The sequence below is a fragment of the Thioalkalivibrio sp. AKL17 genome, from assembly GCF_000377885.1.
Taxonomy (GTDB): domain Bacteria; phylum Pseudomonadota; class Gammaproteobacteria; order Ectothiorhodospirales; family Ectothiorhodospiraceae; genus Thioalkalivibrio; species Thioalkalivibrio halophilus.
Genome location: NZ_KB898767.1, coordinates 234,315 through 256,125 on the forward strand (window position 1 = coordinate 234,315; position 21,811 = coordinate 256,125).

General features: G+C 65.8%; 23 protein-coding genes. 3 read left to right on the forward strand and 20 right to left on the reverse strand.

The genetic code is table 11. From position 1 onward, the window contains the following. The 20 genes from glmU to rpmH all read right to left on the reverse strand — a co-directional run bounded on the left by glmU (position 1) and on the right by rpmH (position 17,803). Positions 1-1,410 carry a bifunctional UDP-N-acetylglucosamine diphosphorylase/glucosamine-1-phosphate N-acetyltransferase GlmU gene (glmU, locus tag D577_RS0109435; protein WP_018947238.1) on the reverse strand — a complete coding sequence of 470 codons (1,410 nt, stop codon included), beginning with the start codon at positions 1,408-1,410 and terminating at the stop codon, positions 1-3. 97 nt (positions 1,411-1,507) lie between these two features. Next, the gene (locus D577_RS0109440; protein WP_024328652.1) at positions 1,508-1,930 is read right to left on the reverse strand and encodes a F0F1 ATP synthase subunit epsilon; all 423 of its coding nucleotides are present in this window, start codon (positions 1,928-1,930) and stop codon (positions 1,508-1,510) included. A 12-nt stretch (positions 1,931-1,942) separates the two neighbouring features. Beyond that, the gene (gene atpD / locus D577_RS0109445; protein WP_018947239.1) at positions 1,943-3,319 is read right to left on the reverse strand and encodes a F0F1 ATP synthase subunit beta; all 1,377 of its coding nucleotides are present in this window, start codon (positions 3,317-3,319) and stop codon (positions 1,943-1,945) included. 56 nt (positions 3,320-3,375) lie between these two features. After that, the gene (atpG, locus tag D577_RS0109450; RefSeq protein ID WP_018947240.1) at positions 3,376-4,236 is read right to left on the reverse strand and encodes a F0F1 ATP synthase subunit gamma; all 861 of its coding nucleotides are present in this window, start codon (positions 4,234-4,236) and stop codon (positions 3,376-3,378) included. 12 nt (positions 4,237-4,248) lie between these two features. Next, positions 4,249-5,790, reverse strand: coding sequence for a F0F1 ATP synthase subunit alpha (atpA, locus tag D577_RS0109455; protein WP_018947241.1), 1,542 nt, complete (start codon positions 5,788-5,790; stop codon positions 4,249-4,251). Positions 5,791-5,802: 12 nt separating this feature from the next. Continuing rightward, the gene (locus tag D577_RS0109460; protein ID WP_018947242.1) at positions 5,803-6,339 is read right to left on the reverse strand and encodes a F0F1 ATP synthase subunit delta; all 537 of its coding nucleotides are present in this window, start codon (positions 6,337-6,339) and stop codon (positions 5,803-5,805) included. A 9-nt stretch (positions 6,340-6,348) separates the two neighbouring features. Beyond that, positions 6,349-6,819 carry a F0F1 ATP synthase subunit B gene (locus D577_RS0109465; protein ID WP_018947243.1) on the reverse strand — a complete coding sequence of 157 codons (471 nt, stop codon included), beginning with the start codon at positions 6,817-6,819 and terminating at the stop codon, positions 6,349-6,351. 53 nt (positions 6,820-6,872) lie between these two features. Continuing rightward, on the reverse strand, positions 6,873-7,109 hold the full coding sequence (gene atpE, locus D577_RS0109470) for a F0F1 ATP synthase subunit C (RefSeq protein WP_018868902.1): 237 nt from the start codon (positions 7,107-7,109) through the stop codon (positions 6,873-6,875). A 48-nt stretch (positions 7,110-7,157) separates the two neighbouring features. Further along, positions 7,158-8,000 (reverse strand): F0F1 ATP synthase subunit A, encoded by an 843-nt coding sequence (gene atpB, locus D577_RS0109475; protein ID WP_018947244.1) that lies wholly within the window; start codon positions 7,998-8,000, stop codon positions 7,158-7,160. A gap of 16 nt (positions 8,001-8,016) precedes the next feature. After that, entirely contained in the window at positions 8,017-8,418 is a 402-nt protein-coding gene (locus tag D577_RS0109480) for an ATP synthase subunit I (protein WP_018947245.1), read from the reverse strand. Positions 8,419-8,500: 82 nt separating this feature from the next. Next, the gene (locus tag D577_RS0109485) at positions 8,501-9,352 is read right to left on the reverse strand and encodes a ParB/RepB/Spo0J family partition protein (RefSeq protein WP_018947246.1); all 852 of its coding nucleotides are present in this window, start codon (positions 9,350-9,352) and stop codon (positions 8,501-8,503) included. A gap of 26 nt (positions 9,353-9,378) precedes the next feature. Continuing rightward, a complete protein-coding gene (locus D577_RS0109490) occupies positions 9,379-10,134 on the reverse strand; it encodes a ParA family protein (protein ID WP_018947247.1) in 756 nt (251 codons plus the stop codon). Then, positions 10,131-10,790, reverse strand: coding sequence for a 16S rRNA (guanine(527)-N(7))-methyltransferase RsmG (rsmG, locus tag D577_RS0109495; protein ID WP_018947248.1), 660 nt, complete (start codon positions 10,788-10,790; stop codon positions 10,131-10,133). Before rsmG ends, D577_RS0109490 begins: the two co-directional genes overlap by 4 nt. Next, positions 10,780-12,654: a tRNA uridine-5-carboxymethylaminomethyl(34) synthesis enzyme MnmG gene (gene mnmG / locus D577_RS0109500; RefSeq protein ID WP_018947249.1), complete on the reverse strand. Its 1,875-nt coding sequence runs from the start codon at positions 12,652-12,654 to the stop codon at positions 10,780-10,782. The genes rsmG and mnmG overlap by 11 nt, the downstream gene beginning before the upstream one ends. Before the next feature lie 110 nt (positions 12,655-12,764). Continuing rightward, complete coding sequence (locus D577_RS0109505; protein ID WP_018947250.1) at positions 12,765-13,925, reverse strand: diguanylate cyclase; 1,161 nt, start codon at positions 13,923-13,925, stop codon at positions 12,765-12,767. 79 nt (positions 13,926-14,004) lie between these two features. Beyond that, on the reverse strand, positions 14,005-15,321 hold the full coding sequence (gene mnmE, locus D577_RS0109510; RefSeq protein WP_018947251.1) for a tRNA uridine-5-carboxymethylaminomethyl(34) synthesis GTPase MnmE: 1,317 nt from the start codon (positions 15,319-15,321) through the stop codon (positions 14,005-14,007). 6 nt (positions 15,322-15,327) lie between these two features. After that, positions 15,328-17,031 carry a membrane protein insertase YidC gene (yidC, locus tag D577_RS0109515; RefSeq protein ID WP_018947252.1) on the reverse strand — a complete coding sequence of 568 codons (1,704 nt, stop codon included), beginning with the start codon at positions 17,029-17,031 and terminating at the stop codon, positions 15,328-15,330. Between the two features lie 8 nt (positions 17,032-17,039). Further along, positions 17,040-17,297: a membrane protein insertion efficiency factor YidD gene (gene yidD, locus D577_RS0109520; protein WP_018868892.1), complete on the reverse strand. Its 258-nt coding sequence runs from the start codon at positions 17,295-17,297 to the stop codon at positions 17,040-17,042. Next, entirely contained in the window at positions 17,294-17,650 is a 357-nt protein-coding gene (gene rnpA / locus D577_RS0109525) for a ribonuclease P protein component (RefSeq protein ID WP_018947253.1), read from the reverse strand. The genes yidD and rnpA overlap by 4 nt, the downstream gene beginning before the upstream one ends. An 18-nt stretch (positions 17,651-17,668) precedes the next feature. Beyond that, positions 17,669-17,803 carry a 50S ribosomal protein L34 gene (rpmH, locus tag D577_RS0109530; protein WP_018868890.1) on the reverse strand — a complete coding sequence of 45 codons (135 nt, stop codon included), beginning with the start codon at positions 17,801-17,803 and terminating at the stop codon, positions 17,669-17,671. Between the two features lie 150 nt (positions 17,804-17,953). Between rpmH and dnaA the strand changes: the two genes are divergently transcribed. The 3 genes from dnaA to D577_RS0109545 all read left to right on the forward strand — a co-directional run bounded on the left by dnaA (position 17,954) and on the right by D577_RS0109545 (position 21,779). Then, positions 17,954-19,324, forward strand: coding sequence for a chromosomal replication initiator protein DnaA (gene dnaA, locus D577_RS0109535; RefSeq protein WP_018947254.1), 1,371 nt, complete (start codon positions 17,954-17,956; stop codon positions 19,322-19,324). Positions 19,325-19,584: 260 nt separating this feature from the next. Further along, positions 19,585-20,688, forward strand: coding sequence for a DNA polymerase III subunit beta (gene dnaN / locus D577_RS0109540; RefSeq protein ID WP_018947255.1), 1,104 nt, complete (start codon positions 19,585-19,587; stop codon positions 20,686-20,688). Between the two features lie 14 nt (positions 20,689-20,702). Then, entirely contained in the window at positions 20,703-21,779 is a 1,077-nt protein-coding gene (locus D577_RS0109545) for a DNA replication/repair protein RecF (RefSeq protein ID WP_018947256.1), read from the forward strand. Positions 21,780-21,811: the final 32 nt, after the last annotated feature.

A 21,811-nucleotide genomic window follows, 5' to 3' on the forward strand; every position in this document is an offset into this window, starting at 1 on the left:
TCAGTCCCCGCTTTTGGTTGGATTGGGGCCGGCTGCGCCTGACTCAGGCTGCCTGGCCGGACGCTGCCAGCCCTCTACGGTTCGTGCCGGTGCCCGCGTGAGCGCCAGGGCCCCGTCCGGGACATCACGGCTGATGGTGGAGCCCGCACCCACGGTCGCCCCGGCACCAATGGTGACCGGTGCGACAAGCGCCGTATTCGAGCCGATGAACGCATCCGCACCAATCTCGGTGTGATGCTTGTTGGCGCCGTCGTAATTGCAGGTGATGGTGCCGGCGCCCAGATTGGCGCCGGCACCCACACGGGCATCCCCGACATAGGCGAGATGGTTGGCCTTCGCACCCGAATCCAGGCGCGCGTTCTTCACCTCGACGAAATTGCCGACACGAACGTCCTCGGCAAGATCGGCGCCCGGCCGCAGGCGCGCGAACGGGCCCGCCTCGGCCCGCTCACCGAGCCGCGCGCCCTCAACCACCGTATACGGCTGCAGCCGCGCGCCGGAGGCGATACGACAGTCACGCAGCACGCAGCCGGGGCCGATTTTCACGTCGTCCCCGAGGACCACCGTGCCCTCCAGGACCACGTTCACGTCCAGACGGCAGTCCTGCCCGAACTGCAGCGTACCGCGGCAATCGAATCGGGCCGGGTCGGCCAGTGCCAGACCCTCGCGCATGTATTTTTCGGCGATATCCCTCTGGAGCAGACGTTCCTGCACCGCAAGCTGGGCCCGGTCATTCACGCCCAGAACGGCATCGGGATCCTCGCTGTCGACCAGTGCCACCGATTGACCCTCGCCGCGAGCGACTTCCACCACGTCCGTGAGGTACCACTCGCGTTCGCTACCCGGCGCCGGTGCGCATGCGCCCAGCCATCGCCTCAGCGCGACCGCATCCCCGGCAAGCACACCCGTATTAATCCGCGTGACGGCAGCTTCCGACGCACTGGCTTCCTTGTCCTCGACAATGCACTCCAGGTTGCCCTGCGCATCTTCGATCAGCCGCCCGTAGCCTCGAGGATCGGCCACCCGCGTTCCGAGCACCGCCAGACTCTCACGGGCGCGAGCACAACCCTCCAGATCGGCGACCGGAATCCTCGGCACGTCGCCATACAGCACCAGGACCCGTGCCCCGTCGGGAACAGCCTCCAGGGCGCGGGCCACCGCATGGCCGGTCCCGCCAGGGTGTCCCTGATCCACCCAGTGGATGTCCTGTCGGGACGCGAATTCACCTTCCACTGCCTGGCGTCCGTGACTCACCACCACATGCCTGGCTTCTGCGGGGAGCGCGTCCGCCCGTTCCAGCACGTGGGCAAGCATCGGGCGCCCACCCAGCGGTTGCAGCACCTTCGGCAGGGCCGAACGCATCCGCGTCCCCTTGCCCGCCGCCAGTATGATCAGATGCAGTGTTTCCACGTTTCACCTTCCATCCCGAGTGCCCGGTCGGGGCCACAAACAACAAGGCCGCCCAGAACAGGCGGCCTTGCACTGCTTCCCTGCCGTGTCCGTCGCCTCAGCGGCGCCGACGCAGCTTTTCGATCATCTGCAGCCGGGCCGCGGCTTCCGCAAGCTCGGCCTGCGCCTTGGCATAATCGAAGTCGGCCTGCTTGTCGGCCAGGGCTTCCTCCGCCCGCTTCTTGGCCTCGAGCGCCTCGGCCTCGTCCAGGTCCTTCGCACGGACCGCGGTATCCGCGAGCACCGTGACGTGGCGCGGCTGCACCTCCATCACCCCCCCGGAGACGAACACCGGCTGGGGCTCCGCCCCTTCCTTTTCCTGGATGCGCAGTTCGCCGGGATTCAGACGAACGAGCATCTGCAGGTGACCGGCATACACGCCGACCTCGCCTTCCTCGGCCGGGGCCGCGATCATCTCGGCCGTGCCGGAGTAGATGGACTCCTCGGCACTGACCACGTCCACATGCATTGTCATTGGCATGACAGGTGCTCCTTAGCCGAGTTTGTCGGCCTTCTCGACGGCTTCCTCGATGGTACCCACCATGTAGAACGCCTGCTCGGGCAGGTGATCGTACTCACCGTCCACGATGGCCTGGAAGGCACGGATGGTGTCCTTGAGCGACACGTACTTGCCGGGGGCACCGGTGAACACTTCCGCCACAAAGAACGGCTGCGACAGGAAGCGCTGGATCTTGCGGGCCCGGGCCACGACCAGCTTGTCGTCTTCCGACAGCTCGTCCATGCCGAGGATCGCGATGATGTCCTTCAGCTCCTTGTAGCGCTGCAGCGTACCCTGCACCGCACGCGCGGTATCGTAGTGCTGCTGGCCGATGATCTGCGGATCCAGCTGACGCGAGGTCGAATCCAGCGGATCCACCGCCGGGTAGATCCCCAGTTCGGCGATCTGGCGCGACAGCACGACGGTCGCGTCAAGATGCGCAAACGTCGTGGCCGGGGACGGGTCGGTAAGGTCGTCCGCCGGCACGTAGACCGCCTGGATCGAGGTGATCGAGCCCTTCTTGGTCGACGTGATGCGTTCCTGCAGCACACCCATCTCTTCCGCCAGAGTCGGCTGGTAACCCACCGCGGAGGGCATGCGGCCCAGCAGTGCCGAAACCTCGGTACCGGCCAGCGTATAACGGTAGATGTTGTCGATGAACATCAGCACGTCGCGACCTTCGTCACGGAAGTACTCCGCCATGGTCAGACCGGTCAGCGCCACACGCAGACGGTTGCCCGGCGGCTCGTTCATCTGGCCGTAAACCAGAGCCACCTTGTCGAGGACGTTGGAATCCTTCATCTCGTGATAGAAGTCGTTCCCTTCACGAGTACGCTCACCGACGCCGGCGAACACGGAATAACCGCTGTGCTCGATCGCGATGTTACGGATGAGCTCCATCATGTTGACGGTCTTGCCCACGCCGGCGCCGCCAAACAGGCCAACCTTGCCACCCTTGGCAAAGGGGCACAGCAGATCGATCACCTTGATGCCGGTTTCCAGCAGATCGGTTGAACCCGCCTGCTCGTCAAAGCTGGGCGCCTTGCGGTGAATGGACCATTTTTCTTCGGTTTCCACCTCGCCGGCTTCGTCGACCGGCCGCCCGAGGACGTCCATCACGCGGCCCAGGGTCCCCTGACCCACCGGCACGGAGATCGGACCGCCGCTGCTGGTCACGGCCGTCTGACGCTTGAGGCCGTCGGTGCTGCCCATGGCGATGGTGCGCACGACCCCGTCACCCAGCTGCTGCTGGACCTCGAGGGTCAGGCCGTTTTCCAGGGTGAGGGCGTCGTACACCTTGGGCACTTCGCCGTGGGGAAACTCCACGTCCACGACAGCGCCGATGATTTCGACAATCTTTCCAGAGCTCATGCGTTCAATCCTCTAAGTCGTAATTCTTGCCGCGTCGGGCCTGCGGGAGCCGGTCTCTAGACCGCGGCGGCGCCGCTGACGATCTCGGAAATCTCCTGCGTGATCGCGGCCTGGCGTGCCTTGTTGTAGACCAGCTGGAGATCCTTGATCATCGTTCCGGCGTTGTCGGAGGCCGCCTTCATCGCCACCATCCGCGCAGCCATTTCGCAGGCCACGTTCTCGACTACGGCCTGATAGATCAGGGATTCCACGTAGCGCTCGACGAGGGTATCCAGGACCTCGTAGGGCTCCGGCTCGTAGATGTAGTCCCAGTGGTACTCGAGCTCGTCGTCGGAGCTCGGCGCCGTCGGCAGCAGCTGCGTGGTCCGGGGTTGCTGCGTCATGGTGTTGACGAACTTGTTCTCCACCAGGACCACGCGGTCGATTTTCTCCTCACGGAAATCGTCGAGCAGGACCTTGACGGTTCCGATGAGGTCAGAGAGGTGCGGGCGGTCACCGAGATCCGTGGCCTGAGCCACGATATTGCCGCCAAGCCGCCGGAAAAACTGCAGTGCCTTGTTACCGAAGACGCAGAGGTCGACCTCGACCCCTTCCTCACGGTAACGCCGCATCTCCGCCACGGCCTGCTTGAACAGATTGGTGTTCAACCCGCCGCACAGACCCCGGTCGGTCGACACCACGATCATGGCGACACGCTTGACGTCGCGCTCGACCATGAACGGATGCCGGTACTGGGCGTTCGCCATGGCAACGTGACCGATCACGTCGCGGATCTTCTCGGCGTAGGGCCGGGACTCCTGCATGCGGTCCTGGGCCTTGCGCATCTTGGACGCGGCCACCATCTCCATGGCCTTGGTGATCTTCTGAGTATTCTGGATACTCTTGATCTGCGTCCGGATCTCCTTTGTGCCCGCCATTGCGCGCTCCCGTTACCAGGTGTTCTTGGACTTGAACTCGTCCAGGGCACTGGTCATGCGTTCCTGGATGGAGTCGTTGTAGTCACCGGTGCTGTTGATCTCGTCGAGCAGGGACTTCTGGTTCGAGCGCAGCCACGCCTGCAGTTCACGTTCGAAGTCGACCACCTTGTCCTCGTCGACGTCGTCCAGGTAACCCTGGTTCGCCGCGTACAGCGAGAACGCCATTTCGCCAATGGACATCGGCTTGTACTGACCCTGCTTCATCAGCTCGGTCACGCGCTTGCCGCGATCCAGCTGCTTGCGGGTCGTCTCGTCCAGATCGGACGCGAACTGCGAGAAGGCCGCCAGTTCGCGGTACTGGGCCAGATCCAGACGGACGCTGCCACCCAGCTTCTTGATGATCTTGGTCTGAGCCGAACCACCCACTCGCGAAACCGAGAGACCGGCGTTGATCGCCGGACGGATGCCCGAGTTGAACAGATCGGTCTCAAGGAAGATCTGACCGTCGGTGATGGAGATGACGTTGGTCGGCACGAAGGCGGAGACGTCGCCGGCCTGGGTCTCGATGATCGGCAGCGCGGTCAGCGAGCCGGTCTTACCCTTCACTTCACCGTTGGTGGCCTTCTCCACGTAATCCTCGTTGACGCGGGAGGCGCGCTCCAGCAGACGGGAATGCAGGTAGAAGACGTCACCCGGATAGGCCTCGCGACCAGGCGGGCGACGCAGGAGCAGGGACACCTGACGATACGCCCAGGCCTGTTTGGTCAGGTCGTCATAAACGATCAGTGCGTCTTCGCCCTTGTCGCGGAAGTATTCGCCCATGGCGCAGCCGGCGTACGGAGCGATGAACTGCATCGCGGCCGATTCGGAGGCGTTGGCGGCCACGATGATGGTGTTGTCCATCGCGCCGGCCTCTTCAAGCTTGTTCACCACCGAGGCGACCGAGGAGGCCTTCTGGCCCACGGCGACATAGATGCACTTAACGCCGGAGTCCTTCTGGTTGATGATCGCATCGATCGCCACCGCGGTCTTGCCGGTCTGACGGTCGCCGATGATCAGCTCGCGCTGGCCGCGGCCGACCGGGACCATGGCGTCAATCGCCTTGATGCCGCTCTGCAGCGGCTGGTCGACGCCCTGGCGCTCGATCACGCCCGGGGCCATGCGCTCGATTGGGCTGGTATGATCGGTCTCGATCGGGCCCTTGCCGTCCAGCGGTTGACCGAGCGAGTTCACGACACGGCCGAGCATCTGGTCGCCGACCGGCACCTCGAGGATGCGGCCGGTGCACTTGACGGTGTCGCCCTCGCTGAGGTTCTGGTAGTCGCCGAGGATCACGACGCCCACGGAATCGCGCTCGAGGTTGAGCGCCATGCCGTAGACGTCCCCGGGGAAGGCGAGCATTTCGCCCTGCATGACGTCGCCCAGGCCGTGTACGCGGGCGATACCATCCTGCAGGCTGACCACCGTGCCTTCGTTGGAGGCCTCGGAGCCCGCATCGAACTGGTCGATGCGCTGTTTGATCAGATCACTGATCTCGGAGGGATTCAGTTGCATGATAATTTCCTCTTAGCGACTCAAATTGGCAGCCAGGCGGTCCAGCTGGCCTCGCACGGAGCCGTCGATGACCAGGTCGCCGGCGCGGATGATGGCCCCTCCAATAAGGGAGCTGTCGACCGAGGAGGTCAGATCCACCTCGCGACCGAGTCGTTGGGACAGGGCCTTGTGGATCTCTTTCTCCTGCGCCTGCGTGAGCTTGCGGGAGGCAATGACCTCGGCCTCCACGCGACTTTCCGCCTCGGCCTTCAGCGCATTGAACGCCTCGCTCACCGCCGGCAGGGCCGGCAGTCGACCGTTCTCGCCCAGGAGACGGACGAGGTTCGCCACGCCGTCGTCGAGCTTGCCCTCGGCGATGTCCAGCATGAGCTGGGCACGCTGGGCACGCGGGACCCGGGGGTTCGTGAGGAGATCGTGCACGCGGGAATCGCGGGCGATGGCCGCCAGCAACTCCAGCTGCTCGGCCCAGCCGGCAAGATCCTGGCCGTCGCGGGCCCGCTCAAAGGCGGCGCGAGCGTAGGGTCGGGCTACCGAAATCAGGTCTGACATAGCCTCTCCTTACAGCTTTGCGGCGAGCTTCTTGAGAAGGTCACCGTGGGCCTTGGCGTCAATCTCCTTGGCCAGGATCTGCTCGGCACCCTGAACTGCCAGGTCGGAGACCTGCTTGCGCAGCTCTTCCTTCGCGCGGTTGAGCTCCTGCTCGGATTCGGCCTGGGCCGATTCCTTGATTCGCTCCCCTTCCTCGCGGGCGGTGGTGCGGGCTTCCTCGACGAGCTCGTTGGCACGCTTCTGAGCGGAGGCGACGATGTCGTTGGCCTGCTGCTTGGCCTCCTTGATGACCTCGGTCGCTCGCTCCTGGGCCAGCTCCTGTTCCTTCTCGCCGCGTTCGGCGGCCGCGAGGCCGTCGGCGATCTTCTTGCGCCGTGCCTCCAGGGCCTGGGTCAGCGGCGGCCATACGAATCGCATGGTGAACCATACGAAAACGCTGAAGGCCAGCAGCTGCCCGATGATGGTGAGATTGATATTCATCCTGCTACCTCAGGTTGACGAGTGGTGAGGGATCCTCGTGACTCGATCAGCCCTTAGCCGAGAACGAACAGGACGTACAGGCCGATACCCACCGAGATCATCGGGACGGCGTCGGTCAGACCCACAACGATGAAGAAGTTGGTGCGCAGCATCGGGATCAGTTCCGGCTGACGGGCGGCGCCTTCGAGGAAGCGACCCCCGAGGGTGGCGACACCAATCGCGGCGCCGATAGCGGCCATGCCCATCATCAGAGCGGCGGCGATAATAACCAGAGCGTTAGCCATTTCCATCGTAATATCTCCAGTGAAGTTGAGACGGTCAGTTGAAGTTAAGGGTTATCAGTGGTCTTCCGAGTGAGCCATGTCCAGATAGACGATGGTCAGCACCATGAAGATGAAGGCCTGCAGCGGCACCACGAGGATGTGGAAGATCGCCCAGCCGACGTGCAGCACCCCCCCGGCAAGCCCGAACATCAGCCCGGCGGAGTACATCAGGCCGATGAGGATAAAGATCATCTCGGCGGCGTACAGGTTGCCGAACAGTCGCAGGGCGAGAGAAGCCGGCTTGGCCAGGAGGTCGACGACTTCCAGCACGAAGTTGGCCACCCAGGTCAGGGGCTTCAGCGGGGTGATGGAGGTCTGGAACGGCGCACCGGTCAGCTCCTTGACGAAACCCACCGGACCCTTGATCTTCAGCGAGTAATAGATGATGAGAATGAACACGCCCAGCGCCAGACCGATCGTCACGTTGATGTCGGTCGTGGGCACGATCTTGAAGTACGGGATGCCCAGCAGATAGGCGAGGTGCGGGATCAGATCCACCGGCACCAGGTCCATCAGGTTCAGGAGGAAGATCCAGATAAAGATAGTCAGTGCCAGCGGCGCGATGAGGTCGTTCTTGTGCTTGAACGAACCGCGCACGTTGGTGTCGACGAAGTCCATGATCCATTCGACGAAGTTCTGCCAGCCACCGGGGACACCGGCGGTGACCCGCTTTGCCGCGTAACGGAAGCTGAGGATGAACAGCAGGCCGAGGCCGATGGACCAGATCATCGAATCGACGTGGATGGCCCAGAAACCCATCTCGGCGGCCTCCGATGCGTTCATCGCGAAGCCGAGCCCGTTCTCCGGGTGATACCCGAAGGTCAGGTTCGTGAGATGGTGATTGATATGGTCGTCCATTTCTGAAGCCATGTCGCTATCTCTTCATTGCTTGGGCGGATGCCCGGTGGACCCACCACACGGGCAGAAGATGCACCGCGAGAAAGCCACCGAACAGGGCGAGCAGGTCGGGGTTCTCGTAACCCGCGAACACCGCCGCAAATGCGGCTGCGATGAGCAGCAGCCGGAATACCTGAGCCAGCATCATGCGCCCGGCCAGGTTGCGGGCGGCCGACGCACGATACGCCCCGAAGACCGCAAATACCATCACGGCGTTTCCGAGGGCGGCAATCCCGCCGCCGAGCGCCATCGAGATGGCGGCCGACGGTAACGACAGCACCAGCAAGAGCACCGTCAGGAGAAGGGTGACTGCGAGCTGCAGACCGAGCGACTGGATGGCAGGGCTGAAGCGTCGCAGTGTCATCTGGTGGATGGGCACAACCCACCCCTCTCCGGAAAATTGCGCGCAGTATAAGTGGGCCCTTAAGGGAGGTCAACGCGACCCGCGGGAGCCGACCGGGTTACTGAATATGTGACAGGATTCCGTCGAGCTCGTCGAGGGAGTTGTATTCGATCACCAGGCGGCCCTTGCCCTGACGGTTGTAACGCACCTGGACGGGAGCACCCAGGGTGTCGGCCAGGCGGCTCTCCAGCTGCCGGATCTCGGGCGGGGGCTCGCTGGAGACCGGCTCGGCATCCTTCTGCTCGAGGGTGCGGCGCACCAGCTGTTCGGTGGCGCGTACCGAGAGGCCGCGCTTGACGACGCGCTCGGCGACCTCGGGCTGGTCGTCGACCGGCAGGGCGAGGATGCAGCGGGCATGGCCCATCTCGAGGCGACCCTCGTCGACGTGAACCTTGACCGCATCGTGGAGCTCCAGCAGCCGCAGGAGGTTGGTCACCGCGGTGCGGGAGCGGCCAACGGCGGTGGCCGCGTCCTGGTGGGTCAGTTCGAATTCGCCGATCAGCCGGTGGATGGCACTGGCCTCCTCCAGCGGGTTGAGGTTCTCCCGCTGGATGTTCTCGATCAGGGCCATCGCGGCGGCCGCCTGGTCGGGGATCTCGCGGATCACTGCCGGGACCGTTTCGAGGCCTGCCTGCTGGGCGGCGCGCCAGCGTCGCTCGCCGGCGATCAGCTCGTAGCCATCGTCCACCGGCCGCAGGACCACCGGCTGTACGATGCCCTGCGAGCGGATGGATTCGGTCAGTTCGGCCAGCGCCTCTTCGGAAATCCGGCCGCGCGGCTGGTAACGGCCGCGGCGGATGCGTTCGACCGGCACGGACTCCAGGCGATCCTCTTCGCCGGGCTCCTCGGAGGCCCCGCTGAGCAGCGCGTCGATACCACGTCCGAGTCGTCCACTGTTTCTTCTGGCCATGTGTCGAATCCTGCCGAAAGGAGCAATCAGCGGCGCAGCAGTTCGCCTGCCAGGGCGAGATAGGCGACCGCGCCGCGCGATGAAGCATCATACAACAGAGCAGGCTGACCGAAGCTGGGGGCTTCGGCCAGGCGGATGTTGCGCGGGATCACGGTATTGTAGACCCGGTCGCCAAAATACCCGGTCAGCTGCTCGGATACGTCGCCGGCGAGACGGTTGCGGGCGTCGAACATGGTGCGCAGCAGCCCGGCGATGCGCAGGCGGGAATTGGGCCCGCGCTGGATGCTCTCGATGGTGCGCATCAGCGCGGTGAGACCCTCGAGGGCGTAGTACTCGCACTGCATGGGGATAACCACGCCGTCGGCAGCGACCAGACCGTTGACCGTCAGCAGGTTGAGTGACGGCGGGCAGTCGACCAGCACGTAGTCCCAGCGGCCACGGGCATCCGCCAGGGCCTGTTGCAGGCGATATTCGCGGCCCTCTTCTTCCATCAGGCGCACCTCGGCCACGGTCAGGTCACCGTTGGCCGGCAGCAGATCGAAGCCGGCCTCGACGCGCTGCACGACATCATCCAGGGGCGCATCACCCAGCAGGACGTCGCAGGTGGTGCGTACGTCGGCATGCTTGTCTTCGCCGGATCCCGTGGTCGCGTTGCCCTGCGGGTCCATGTCGACCACCAGCACCGAACGCCCCAGACGGGCGAGCGATGCGGCCAGGTTGACGCAGGTGGTCGTCTTGCCGACGCCGCCCTTCTGGTTGGTGATCGCGAGGGTTTCGGTCACGGCGCGGTTCTCTCGATGATGGCGATGTGACGGGGGGCGTGCTCGCCGGGAATGGTAACCGGCTCGACCGCATGATACGACCACGGTGGCGGCAACGCCTCGCGGGCGCGGTCCGCCGGGCCCAGCATCGCCAGTACCCGCCCCTGCGGGGCGACCAGATGGCCGGCGCGCTCAAGGGTCTCGGCGGGGGCCTTGAAGGCGCGCGAGACCAGGGTATCGAACGGGGTCTGCGGCGCGAACTGCTCGATCCGCAGATGACGGGCCTCGACGTTTTCCGTCCGCAGCAGGCCGATCACGTGACGCAGGAAGCGAACGCGCTTGGCGGCACTGTCCAGCAGGCAGTACCGCCGATTCGCGGCCGCATGGCCGTCGGGGGCGTACGCGTCGGCCAGGGCCAGGATCAGTCCCGGCAGTCCGGCACCGGTTCCCACGTCCAGGATGCGCTGCCCGTGCAGCCACGGGCGCAGGCTGAGACTGTCGAAGACATGCCGCGACACCATCTGCTGCGGATCGCGCACCGCGCTCAGGTTGTGCACCCGGTTCCAGCGTTCGAGCTGACTCAGCCAGGTCACCAGCGCGTCGATCGCGGGTTCCGTCAGACCCGCGGCGGGGGCGTGGCGCGCAAGCTCCGCACGCCAGGTGTCCTCATTCGCCACTGGCCCGCTGCTTCAGATGCACGGCCAGAGCGGACAGCGCGGCCGGAGTCACGCCGGGAATGCGCCCCGCCTGGGCCAGGGTGTGGGGACGGAACTCGGCGAGCTTCTGCCGGAGTTCGGCGGACAGGCCATGGACGCGGTCGTAGTCCAGATTTTCCGGCAGCGGCGTGTTTTCCGCGCGCTCCTGACGCCGGACCTCGGTCTGCTGACGTTCGATGTAGCCGGCATACTTGGTCTGGATCTCGACCTGCTCGCAGACGTCGGCGGGCAGGGTCGCGGCCAGTTCGGGCAGGCAGGCCATCAGACCGGGATAATCCACGTTCGGGCGACGCAGGAGGTCTTCCAGGGTCGCCTCGGGATCGGGTGTCTGGCCGAGGTAGGCGACCAGGGCCTCGTTGCGCCGCTGTTCGCGCGACAGTCGGGTCGCACCCAGGCGCACGCGTTCGGCTTCGACCTGTTCGGCCCGGCGACTGAACACGGTCCAGCGTTCGTCGTCGACCAGACCCATTTCGCGGCCCGTCGGCGTGAGGCGCAGATCGGCGTTGTCCTCGCGCAGCAGGAGGCGATGTTCGGCGCGCGAGGTGAACATCCGGTAGGGCTCGCGGGTACCGCGGGTGACCAGATCGTCGATCAGCACCCCGATATAGGCCTCGGAACGCTGCGGGACCCACGGGTCGTGCCCGGCGACGTGGCGGGCGGCGTTGAGGCCGGCCACCAGCCCCTGGGCGGCCGCTTCCTCGTAGCCGGTCGTACCGTTGATCTGGCCGGCGAGGAACAGGTTGTCGACTTCGCGGGTCGCCAGCGCCGGGGTCAGGCCGCGCGGGTCGAAGAAATCGTATTCGATCGCATACCCCGGACGGGTGATGTGTGCGTGCGCGAAACCGGGGATGCTGCGGACCACGTCGACCTGTACCTCCCAGGGGAGGCTGGTGGAGATGCCGTTGGGATACAGCTCGTGGGTATCCAGGCCTTCGGGTTCCACAAAGATCTGGTGACTGTCCTTGTCCGCGAAGCGCACCACCTTGTCCTCGATCGACGGACAGTAGCGCGGACCGGTGCTGTCGATGGCCCCGGAATACATCGGCGAGCGCTCGAGGTTGTCGCGGATGATCGCGTGGGTATGCTCGGTGGTCCGGGCGATATGACAGGCACGCTGCGGCGGATGCTCGTCGCGCGAACCGACGAACGAGAAGACCGGTCGCGGATCGTCGCCAGGCTGACGTTCCAGCACGGAAAAGTCGACGCTGCGGCCGTCGATGCGTGGCGGGGTACCGGTCTTCAGCCGGCCGACATCGAACGCCATCTCGCGCAGGCGCGCCGCCAGGCGTTCGCTCGGCGGGTCGCCGGCGCGGCCGCCGGCCTGGTTCTGCTCGCCGGTATGCATCCGGCCGTTGAGGAAGGTGCCCACGGTCAGCACCACCGAGCGGGCCTCGAAGCGGATCCCGCCGTCGGTCACGACCGCCGCAGCGCGGTCACCGTCGAGCACGACATCGGCCACGCCCTGCTGAAAGACCCGCAGGTTGGGACACTGGTCGACGGCGCGGCGTACGGCCAGGCGATAGAGCTGGCGATCCGACTGCGCACGGGTGGCGCGCACCGCCGGCCCCTTGCGCCGGTTCAGGACGCGGAAATGGATACCCGCGGCATCCGCGGCCCGCGCCATGACCCCGCCCAGTGCATCGATCTCCCTGACCAGATGCCCCTTGCCAATGCCGCCGATCGCCGGGTTGCAGCTCATCTGCCCGACGGTCTCGAGATTGTGGGTCAGCAGCAGGGTTTGCGCACCGGTGCGCGCTGCCGCCAGGGCTGCCTCGGTACCGGCATGCCCGCCGCCCACTACGATGACATCAAAGGATTCCGCCATGCTCGAGAACTTCCCGGCCCGGGGGTCGGGCCACTGCGTTGCAAGCGATCAGTGTAGCAGGAGCGCTGCCGGTCCCGAAGTGACCATACCGTGAATCGCTTTCGACTCGATCAGGTCGGGACGGGGGCGCTGCGCACGCAGTCCCGGCCGGCGGTCTTGGCGGCGTACAGTGCGTCATCGGCGCGCTGCACCAGCGCGTCCAGCGATTCGTCACCCTGGCGACACGCCACGCCCACCGAGGCGGTTACGGTCAGCGAATCCGCCGGAAACAGATCGACGGGTTCCGCCCCCAGGCGCTCGCGAATCCGTTCCGCCAGCGCTCGCGCGCGCTCGAGGTCGCCGTGCGGCAGGACCGCGAGGAATTCTTCACCGCCCCAGCGGCCGGGGGTGCCGCCGTCGCACAACTCGTCCTGCAGCAGGGCAGCGAAATGTTCCAGCACCCGATCGCCGGCACGATGGCCATGGGTGTCGTTGATCCGCTTGAACCAGTCGAGATCGAACAGCAGCACGCACAGGCCGGCATCCGCCCCGCCGCCAACTTCCAGCTGACTCCGTACCCGGCGCGCGAGGGCCCCGCGGTTGAACAGGCCGGTCAGCGGATCGCGAGTGGCCTGCCGGTAGAGCCGCAGCAGCATGTGCAGCTGACTCAGAGCGGCCCATACGGCTACCCCGGCCACCAGCACCAGCAGCCAGAGATTGCCCAGGGTGTCCCAGCGACCCAGATTGCCCATTGCCGCCTCGATGGCCATGTAGACGGCGAGGATGACAACCGAACCGAACGCACCTTCGCGCAGGGTCAGCGGGAAGATGGCCAGGGCCGCGACCGTGAGCGCCGGAAAGAAGGCGTAACCCGAGGCGAGCGCCGACTCGAGGTCGGAATTGATGATGAACCGCGCCATGGCATAGAGCGTCATCGGAATCGCCAGCAGCAGGGCGAGGCGCCACAGCGTGCCGCGGTAGCCGGTATCCTGGCGGCAACTCCACCACAGCACCAGCCCGGCGCCGGCCCCTGTGAGCCGCAGGATCATCGTAAGCAGGGCGTCCGGGGTATCCAGCAGGAAGAATTCGAGCGGCAGCCACAGGGGCAGACCGATGGCCAGCAACAGCGCCAGCGGCCGGATCCGGCGGCGGATGTAGTCCGCTCGCGTTTCCCGGAAGTCGGGCGCGTGACCGCCACCATGGACGAGATCGGGTAGATTCATCCGGATCAGGCGTTCACGCAGGGAGGCAGGGGAGGATTCCTCGGTCGGGACTTCCGGTTCGGTCGCCATGCCGCATTCCTTCGCTCGGGATTCGGCAAGCCTGCGGCGGGATCACGGCGAATGCAAAAGCCGCAGAACGGCACTCGGATTATTTGCCGATGCAGAACCCGGCGAAGATCTCGCCCAGCAGGGCCTCGTGGTCCTGGCGTCCGAGGAGGGCGTCGAGGGTCTGTTCGGCGCTGCGCAGTTCTTCGGCGGCGAGATCGCCGGGCAGTGCCGGGTGGATGCGTTCCAGGGCACTCGCGGCCGCCACCAGCCCGTCGAGGTGGCGCGCACGCACGCTGAAGCCGCCGTCCGTCTCGGGCGCCAGGCCCAGGCGCGCGGCAATCGCGGCGCGCAGCGCATCCAGTCCCTCGCCGGTGCGCGCGGAGATCGCGAGCGCGTCGGCGGAGACAGAACCCTGCCGGTCATCGGCAAGATCGCTCTTGTTCCACACTACCAGGCGCGGCAGATCGGCCGGCAGGTCCTGTGGTATCCCGGCGTCGGGATCGGTGAGGTCACGCAGCTCGAGCACCAGGTCGGCCGTCCGTCCGGCCTCGCGGGCCCGTTCCATGCCGATCCGCTCCACCGGATCCTCGCTCCCGTGCAGGCCGGCCGTATCCACCACCTCGACGGGAATGCCATGGATCGCGACCGGTGCCCGCAGCACGTCGCGCGTGGTCCCGGGCCGGTCGGTGACGATGGCAACCTCATCCTCTGCAAGGCGGTTCATCAGGCTGGACTTGCCGGCGTTGGGTGGCCCGAGCAGCGCCAGTCGCAGACCGCGGTCCAGGTAGCGGCCGGGCCGCAGGCGTTCGATCAGCGCGCGGATCTGCGCGGCGAGTTCGGCCGCCGCCGGAGCCAGCGTCCCGGCCACATTCGACTCGAGATCGGTCTCGCCAAAGTCCAGTTCCGCCTCCATGTGGACCCGCAGGTCGCGGATGCGGCGGGAGACCGGCTGCAGCTCGGCCGCCAGGGCGCCGTCCAGACTGGAACGTGCGCGCCGCGCCGCGCGCTCGGTCTGGGCGTGGATGAGATCGGCGACGGCCTCCGCCTGGGCCAGGTCCATGCGGCCATTGAGGAACGCGCGTTCGGTGTATTCGCCCGGGCGCGCACGGCGCGCGCCCAGGGCCACGCAGGCCGCGACCAGCCGCTCCAGGAGTACGGGGCTCCCGTGGCCCTGGAATTCGACCACGTCCTCTCCGGTGTAGGAACGCGGGCCCGGGAAGAACAGCACCAGACCGTCGTCGATCAGCGCATCATCGGCAGGATCCTGCAGGCGCACGTAATGGGCGTGCCGCGGCCGTGGATCAAGCCCGGCGATCCGCCGCGCCAGTGCCACAGCATCGGGACCGGAAAGGCGCACCACCCCGATGCCGCCGGACCCCGGAGGGGTCGCGACCGCGACGATGGTGTCACCGTCCACGAAGGGTCACTCCTTCTGCTTGTCGGGGTCCGCGCCGGTCTCGATCTTGCGCGTGATGTACCACTGCTGCGCGATGGAGAACAGGTTGTTGGTGAACCAGTACAGCACCAGGCCCGCCGGGAAGAAGGCGAAGAACACGGTGAACACGAACGGCAGCGCCATGAAGATCTTCTGCTGCACCGGATCCATCGGCGGCGGGTTCAGCTTGTACTGCACGAACATGGACACGCCCATCAGGATCGGCAGGATGAAGAACGGATCGCGTGACGACAGATCCTGGATCCACAGCCACCAGGGGGCCTGACGCAGTTCGACACTCTCCAGCAGCACCCAGTACAGGGCGATGAACACCGGTATCTGCACCAGGATCGGGAGACAGCCACCCAGCGGATTGATCTTCTCCTTCTTGTACAGGTCCATCAGCGCCTGGTTCATGCGCTGCTTGTCGTCCTTGTAGCGCTCCTTCAGCTCCTGCAGCTTGGGCGCGACCTTGCGCATGCGCGCCATGGAGCGGTAACTGGTCGCCGACAGCTTGAAGAAGGCCAGCTTGATCAGGATCGTCAGGATGACGATGGACCAGCCCCAGTTACCGACGACCGCGTGGATCTTGTCCAGCAGCCAGAACAGCGGGCTGGAGAGGAAGGTGAACACCCCGTAATCGACCGTCAATTGCAGGCCGTCCGCGATTTCGGCCAGCTCCGCCTGGGTCTTGGGGCCGACCCACAGGCGGGTATGGAACTGGCCGCTGTCGCCCGAGGCCACGCGCAACGGCTCGGCCGAATGCAGGCCGATCAGGTACTCCTCGCCCACTTCCCCGGGGACCCCACGGGCATACAGGGCGTTGAGTTCCTCGGCGCCCGGGATCCAGGCCGACACGAAATAGTGCTCGATCATCGAGACCCAGCCACCCTCGATGCGATCCTCGACCGGATCGTCCGCCAGCGACTCGAAACGCTCGCGCTCGTAGCTGCCGTCGTACCAGGCCGCTCCGGTAAAGGTGTACAGCCACCAGGATTCACGGTCGGGGGTCTCGCCATGACGCAGCTGGCGATACTGACGCCCGATCCAGGGATCGGCACTGTGGTTGTGGACCTCGTATTCCACCTCGATCAGGTGGGTGCCGCGGTTGAAGACGTAGGTCTTCACGACCTCGATCTCACCGTCTTCCGAGGTCCAGCGCATCGGCACGCGCAGCTGATCCTGGCCTTCGCCCAGCTCGAAACGATCCTGGTCGACCTCGAAGTCGGCGTGATGCGACGGCGCGCGTCCTTCGGGGTCGACACCCTCAACGCGGTCGTGGGTCAGGCCGCTCTGCGCGACATAACCGCGAATGCGGTGATCCAGCAGGCGCACCGGCACCAGGGGGTCGTCGCGCAGATCCTGCGGGAACTGCAGCAGATCGGCCCGCAGGATCGTGCCACCGCGGGTATCGATCAGCAGGTCATGCTTGTCGGTCACCACCTGGATCTGACGCCGCTCCGGGGCCGCGATGGGTTCCGGGGCATCCGTGGCCGGGTCGGCCTCGGGCTCGGCCGCCGCCTCCGGGGTATCCGGAACATCCTCCGGCCGCGCATCCGGATCTTCTTCCAGCTCGCGTTCGGCCGCGGTCTCGGTGGCCGGTCGGGTGCCGTAGTCATCGTTCCAGGCCATCCACATCAGGAACAGGATGAAGGCCAGGGTCAGCCACAGCAGGGGACGGATGTTATCCATGGGCGCGATTACTTCCGGGAAGGAGATTGGGAGTCGGGATCCCGCGGCGGGACCGGATCATAGCCACCCGGTGACCAGGGGTGACAGCGCAGGATGCGGCGCAGGCCCAGCCAGAATCCGCGCAGCACGCCGTGGGTCTCCACGGCTTCCACCGTGTAGGCGGAACACGTCGGGAAATGGCGGCAATGCGGCGCCATGAACGGCGAGATGCCGTACTGATAGGCCCGCACGGGCAACAGGGCGATCTTGCGCAGCAGACGGCTCATCGGATGCGGTCCAGCAAATGGTCGATCTCGCGCCGCAGGGCTTCGGCTTCCACGTCACCCGCCCCGCCGCGCGCGAGGATGATGATATCCACCGGCGGCAGTTCGGTACGGCGCTGGCGAAAGGCCTCGCGGGCGATTCGCTTGATACGGTTGCGTCGTACCGCGCGTCGGACATGGCGCTTGCCGATCGCCAGGCCCAGCCGCGCAGGGCCGTCCTCGCTCCGCGGGCGGTAAAGCAGGGTCAGGTGGCGCCCGCGCACCCGCCGTGCGTCCTGGAAGACGTAGCGGTAGTCACCGCCGGTCAGCAGGCGCGCGGCGCGCGGAAAGCCGGCCGGCGAGGACTGCGCGGGCACTCGGGCCGAGGCCGGGCGTTACGGCGTCAGGCGCTTGCGGCCCTTGGCCCGACGGGCATTGATGACCTTGCGACCGCCACGGGTGGCCATGCGGGCACGGAATCCGTGGGTTCGCGCGCGGACGAGACGGCTGGGCTGGAAGGTGCGCTTCATGATGATTCCGGAATGACTGGATGAAAGGCCGGTGAACCTACCCCGTGTAGCGCCACAAGTCAATCGTCCCCGGGGGATGCGGCTGGCGTGACCGGGCGCGGCGGGCGTAGACTGCACGACTGTTTCGTATCCCTCATCGGAGAATATCGCGTGGCTTCCGACAGCCTTTGGAGGGCCTGCCTGGACCGCCTGCAGGACAAGGTCTCCGAACAGCAGCTCAATACCTGGCTGCGCCCCCTGCATGCGGATGAAAGTGGCGACACCCTGCGCCTACTGGCCCCGAACCAGTTCGTGTTCGAGCACGTGCGCGACCATCTGCTCGGGACGATCGAAGAGGCGGTGGTGGAGATCGCCCCCGCCGGTTCCGGGGGTGAGACACCGGCCGTCCGGCTCGGGATCGGCGGCGAGGAACCAGCGCCGGCAGCGGCAGGCGACGGGGCAGGCGCCACCGGGGCACGGCCGGCCGAAGGGGCCGGCACTCCGCCTCGGGCATCCGGACCGGTCAGCAACCTGAATCCGGCGTTCACTTTCGAGACCTTCGTCGAGGGGAAGTCCAACCAGCTGGCCAAGGCCGCCAGTCTGCAGGTCGCGGAAAATCCCGGGGTCGGCTACAACCCCCTGTTCATTTACGGCGGTGTCGGCCTGGGCAAGACCCATCTGATGCATGCGATCGGCAACAGCATCCTGGCGCGTCAGCCGGAAGGCCGGATCATCTATCTCCATTCCGAGCGCTTCGTGGCGGACATGATCAAGGCGCTGCAGCACAACGCGATCGACGACTTCAAACAGCACTACCGGAGTGCGGATGCGCTGCTGATCGATGACATCCAGTTCTTTGCCGGAAAGGAACGCTCGCAGGAGGAATTCTTCCACACCTTCAACGCGCTCCTGGAAGGCCAGCAGCAGATCATCCTGACCTCCGACCGTTACCCCAAGGAAGTCGAGGGGCTGGAGGAACGCCTGAAGTCCCGGTTCGGCTGGGGACTGACCATCGCGATCGAACCGCCGGAACTGGAGACCCGTGTCGCCATCCTGCAGCGCAAGGCGGAACAGGCGGGGATCGAACTGCCCAGCGAGGTGGCCTTCTTCATGGGCAAGCGAATCCGCTCGAACATCCGCGAACTGGAAGGTTCGCTGCGCCGGGTCCTGGCAAACGCCCACTTCACCGGCAAGCCGATCACGGTGGACTTCGCCAAGGAGGCGCTGCGCGACCTGCTGGCGGTGCAGAACAAGCTGATTACGCTGGAGAACATCCAGAAGACGGTGGCCGATTATTACCGGATCAAGGTCGCGGATCTGCTGTCCACGCGCCGCAGCCGCTCGATCGCGCGGCCACGTCAGGTAGCGATGGCTCTGGCCAAGGAGCTGACCCAGCACAGCCTGCCGGAGATCGGTCAGGCCTTTGGCGGGCGCGATCACACGACGGTCATGCATGCCTGCCGCAAGATCGCGGAACTGCGCGAGTCGGACGCGAGCCTCGACGAGGACTATTCCAACCTGCTCCGCACGCTGAGCAGTTGAACGGCGGATGGGAGAACGCCCGCCCGGGGCTGTGGATAAAACGGTGGACAAGCTGTCCCTGTGGCGGTGCAAAAACCGTGGGTGAGTGAGGAGGCGGAATCTGTCCACAGGCCACGCACAGCTATCCCCAAGGGCTGAAGGGACAGATTTATAGTCATAAATTACTGTTTTTAAATGTAAAACAGTCTTTTTTCCACAGGCTGACGCGTCAGTTATTACTACAAGTATTCATTTAGAAAGCTCTTACAACAGGACAAGCCATGGAACTCTCATTCAACCGGGAAGCGATGACCGAGGCCCTGCAGCGGATCGTGGGGGCGGCCGAGAAAAGGCTGACCATGCCGATCCTCGGGAACGTCCGCGTGCGGCCGGACGATACCGGGGGCATGCGGCTGGAGACTACGGACCTGGAACTGGCCTGGAGTGCACATGCAGCCGGCAACATTCCGGCGGAATGCGACACCACCGTGTCCGTGCGCAAGCTGCTGGATGTGGTAAAGGCCGCACCCGGCGAGAGCGAGATCCGGGCGAGCCTGGATGCGGAACGCATGAGTGTCGGTTTTGGCGGTTCACGGTTTTCGCTCGCTACCCTGCCGGGTGCGGATTTCCCCGACTGGGAGGCCGGCGGAATCGTGGCCGCCGTGGATGTGCCGCAGAACCGGTTGCGGCGGTTGCTGGAGGCGACCATGTTCTCCATGGCGCAGCAGGATGTGCGTTACTACCTCCAGGGGCTTTTGCTCGTGGCGACGGGGCATACGCTGCGCGCTGTCGCTACCGATGGCCACCGTCTCGCTCTGGCCGAGATCGAGCTCGATCAGGCGGTGGATAACCGCATCGAACGGATCGTGCCACGCAAGGCGGTGGCCGAACTGAAGCGCAACCTCACCGACGATGACCAGGCGGTGCGTATCGGGTTCGCCGAGGATCAGATGGTGTTCGAGCTGGGATCGGCGGTTCTGCGGTCCAAGGTCATTGAAGGGCGGTTTCCGGATTACGAACGGGTGATCCCCGCGGATCTTCCGGCGACCCTGGTGGTGGAACGGGAAGTCCTCAAAAGGGCGCTGGCACGTGTGTCCATCGTCGCGAGTGACAAGTACCGGGGGGTGCGGATGGTCCTGGGACCGGCGGGCTGCCAGGTGATGACCCATAACGCCGATCGCGAGGAAGCGCAGGAGGCGGTGGAAGCATCCTATGACGGGCCGGAAATGGAGATCGGCTTTAACCTCGGGTACCTGCAGGACGTACTGAACGTGATCGAAACGGATTCAGTGCGGATCGGGCTTCGGGACGGTAACTCCTCGATCCTGATCCAGGCGGAACCGCCTGGCGGCGCGCGCTACGTGGTCATGCCGATGCGTCTGTAGCTGCGGACCCCGGGGTGCTGGAAGAACTGCGTATCCAGGGCGTGCGCAACCTGGAGGCGACCCGGCTGAAGCTGAGCGGCGGATTCAACGTGTTCGCCGGGGCCAACGGTGCTGGCAAGACATCGGTACTGGAGGCCTGTCATTTGTTGTCGGTCGGCCGGTCGTTTCGTACGCAGCAACTCCGCCGGGTGGTACGTGAGGGGGAACATTACCTCGGCGTGGGAGGAACGGTGCTGGACCCGGTGAGCGGGACGCGCCACCGGCTCGGTGTGGAATGGCAGGGGAGCCGGCGCTCGCGTCTGGACGGAGAGTGGCTTCGGGGGCATGCGCGCGTGGCGGAATGGCTGCCCTCGCGGGTGCTGCACGCGGGCAGTTTCGACCTGGTACGGGAAGGGCCGGAGGAACGGCGACGGCTGCTGGACTGGGGCTGTTTTCACGGAATTGCTGGCTACCGCGAGGCATGGCAGCGCTGGCGGCGGGCCCACGAGCAGCGAAACGCGGCGTTGCGGCAGGGACAGGGGAGCGCGGCCCGTGAATTCGAGGGGCCACTGGTGGGGGCGGGCGAACGGGTGACCCGGGCGCGCGAAGAGTATGTCGGAGAATGGCGGGCTCGGACGCTGGAGGCCGCGGGGAAGCTGGGTTTCAAGGAGGACCTTGAAGGTCTGGATCTTCGGCTTCGGCCGGGATGGGAGCAGCGTCGCTCGCTGGCGGAGGCGGTTGATCGCAGTCGGAGCACGGATGCGGAACGCGGGTTTGCGCAGGTCGGGCCGCAGCGTGCCGATCTGGTGCTGAAACTGGCGGGGAGGGACGCGACGGAGGGATCGCGAGGGGAACAGAAACGGCTGGTAACGGCGCTGGTGGTGGGGCAGGGTCTGATGCTGGAGGCGCGTACGGGTCGCTCGCCGCTGCTGTTGCTTGACGACGTTCTGTCGGAACTGGATCGAGGGGTGACGGCCGGGCTGCTCGGCGGCTTGGATACGCTGGGCTGGCAGGTCCTGCTGACCGCAGTGGATCACGGCGCGGTCGGAGACCGGGTTCGGGAGCCCCGGATGTTTCACGTGGAACACGGGCAGGTGACTCCGCCCGACTGATGTTCCACGTGGAACATCCCTCCTCCTTTCAC

Bases quoted from the DNA above. Each gene is read 5' to 3' on its own strand.
- D577_RS0109440 (WP_024328652.1), bottom strand. From the start codon at position 1,930: ATGCCAATGACAATGCATGTGGACGTGGTCAGTGCCGAGGAGTCCATC.
- atpD (WP_018947239.1), bottom strand. From the start codon at position 3,319: ATGAGCTCTGGAAAGATTGTCGAAATCATCGGCGCTGTCGTGGACGTG.
- atpG (WP_018947240.1), bottom strand. From the start codon at position 4,236: ATGGCGGGCACAAAGGAGATCCGGACGCAGATCAAGAGTATCCAGAAT.
- atpA (WP_018947241.1), bottom strand. From the start codon at position 5,790: ATGCAACTGAATCCCTCCGAGATCAGTGATCTGATCAAACAGCGCATC.
- D577_RS0109460 (WP_018947242.1), bottom strand. From the start codon at position 6,339: ATGTCAGACCTGATTTCGGTAGCCCGACCCTACGCTCGCGCCGCCTTT.
- D577_RS0109465 (WP_018947243.1), bottom strand. From the start codon at position 6,819: ATGAATATCAATCTCACCATCATCGGGCAGCTGCTGGCCTTCAGCGTT.
- atpE (WP_018868902.1), bottom strand. From the start codon at position 7,109: ATGGAAATGGCTAACGCTCTGGTTATTATCGCCGCCGCTCTGATGATG.
- atpB (WP_018947244.1), bottom strand. From the start codon at position 8,000: ATGGACGACCATATCAATCACCATCTCACGAACCTGACCTTCGGGTAT.
- D577_RS0109485 (WP_018947246.1), bottom strand. From the start codon at position 9,352: ATGGCCAGAAGAAACAGTGGACGACTCGGACGTGGTATCGACGCGCTG.
- mnmG (WP_018947249.1), bottom strand. From the start codon at position 12,654: ATGGCGGAATCCTTTGATGTCATCGTAGTGGGCGGCGGGCATGCCGGT.
- D577_RS0109505 (WP_018947250.1), bottom strand. From the start codon at position 13,925: ATGGCGACCGAACCGGAAGTCCCGACCGAGGAATCCTCCCCTGCCTCC.
- yidC (WP_018947252.1), bottom strand. From the start codon at position 17,031: ATGGATAACATCCGTCCCCTGCTGTGGCTGACCCTGGCCTTCATCCTG.
- yidD (WP_018868892.1), bottom strand. From the start codon at position 17,297: ATGAGCCGTCTGCTGCGCAAGATCGCCCTGTTGCCCGTGCGGGCCTAT.
- rpmH (WP_018868890.1), bottom strand. From the start codon at position 17,803: ATGAAGCGCACCTTCCAGCCCAGCCGTCTCGTCCGCGCGCGAACCCAC.
- dnaN (WP_018947255.1), top strand. From the start codon at position 19,585: ATGGAACTCTCATTCAACCGGGAAGCGATGACCGAGGCCCTGCAGCGG.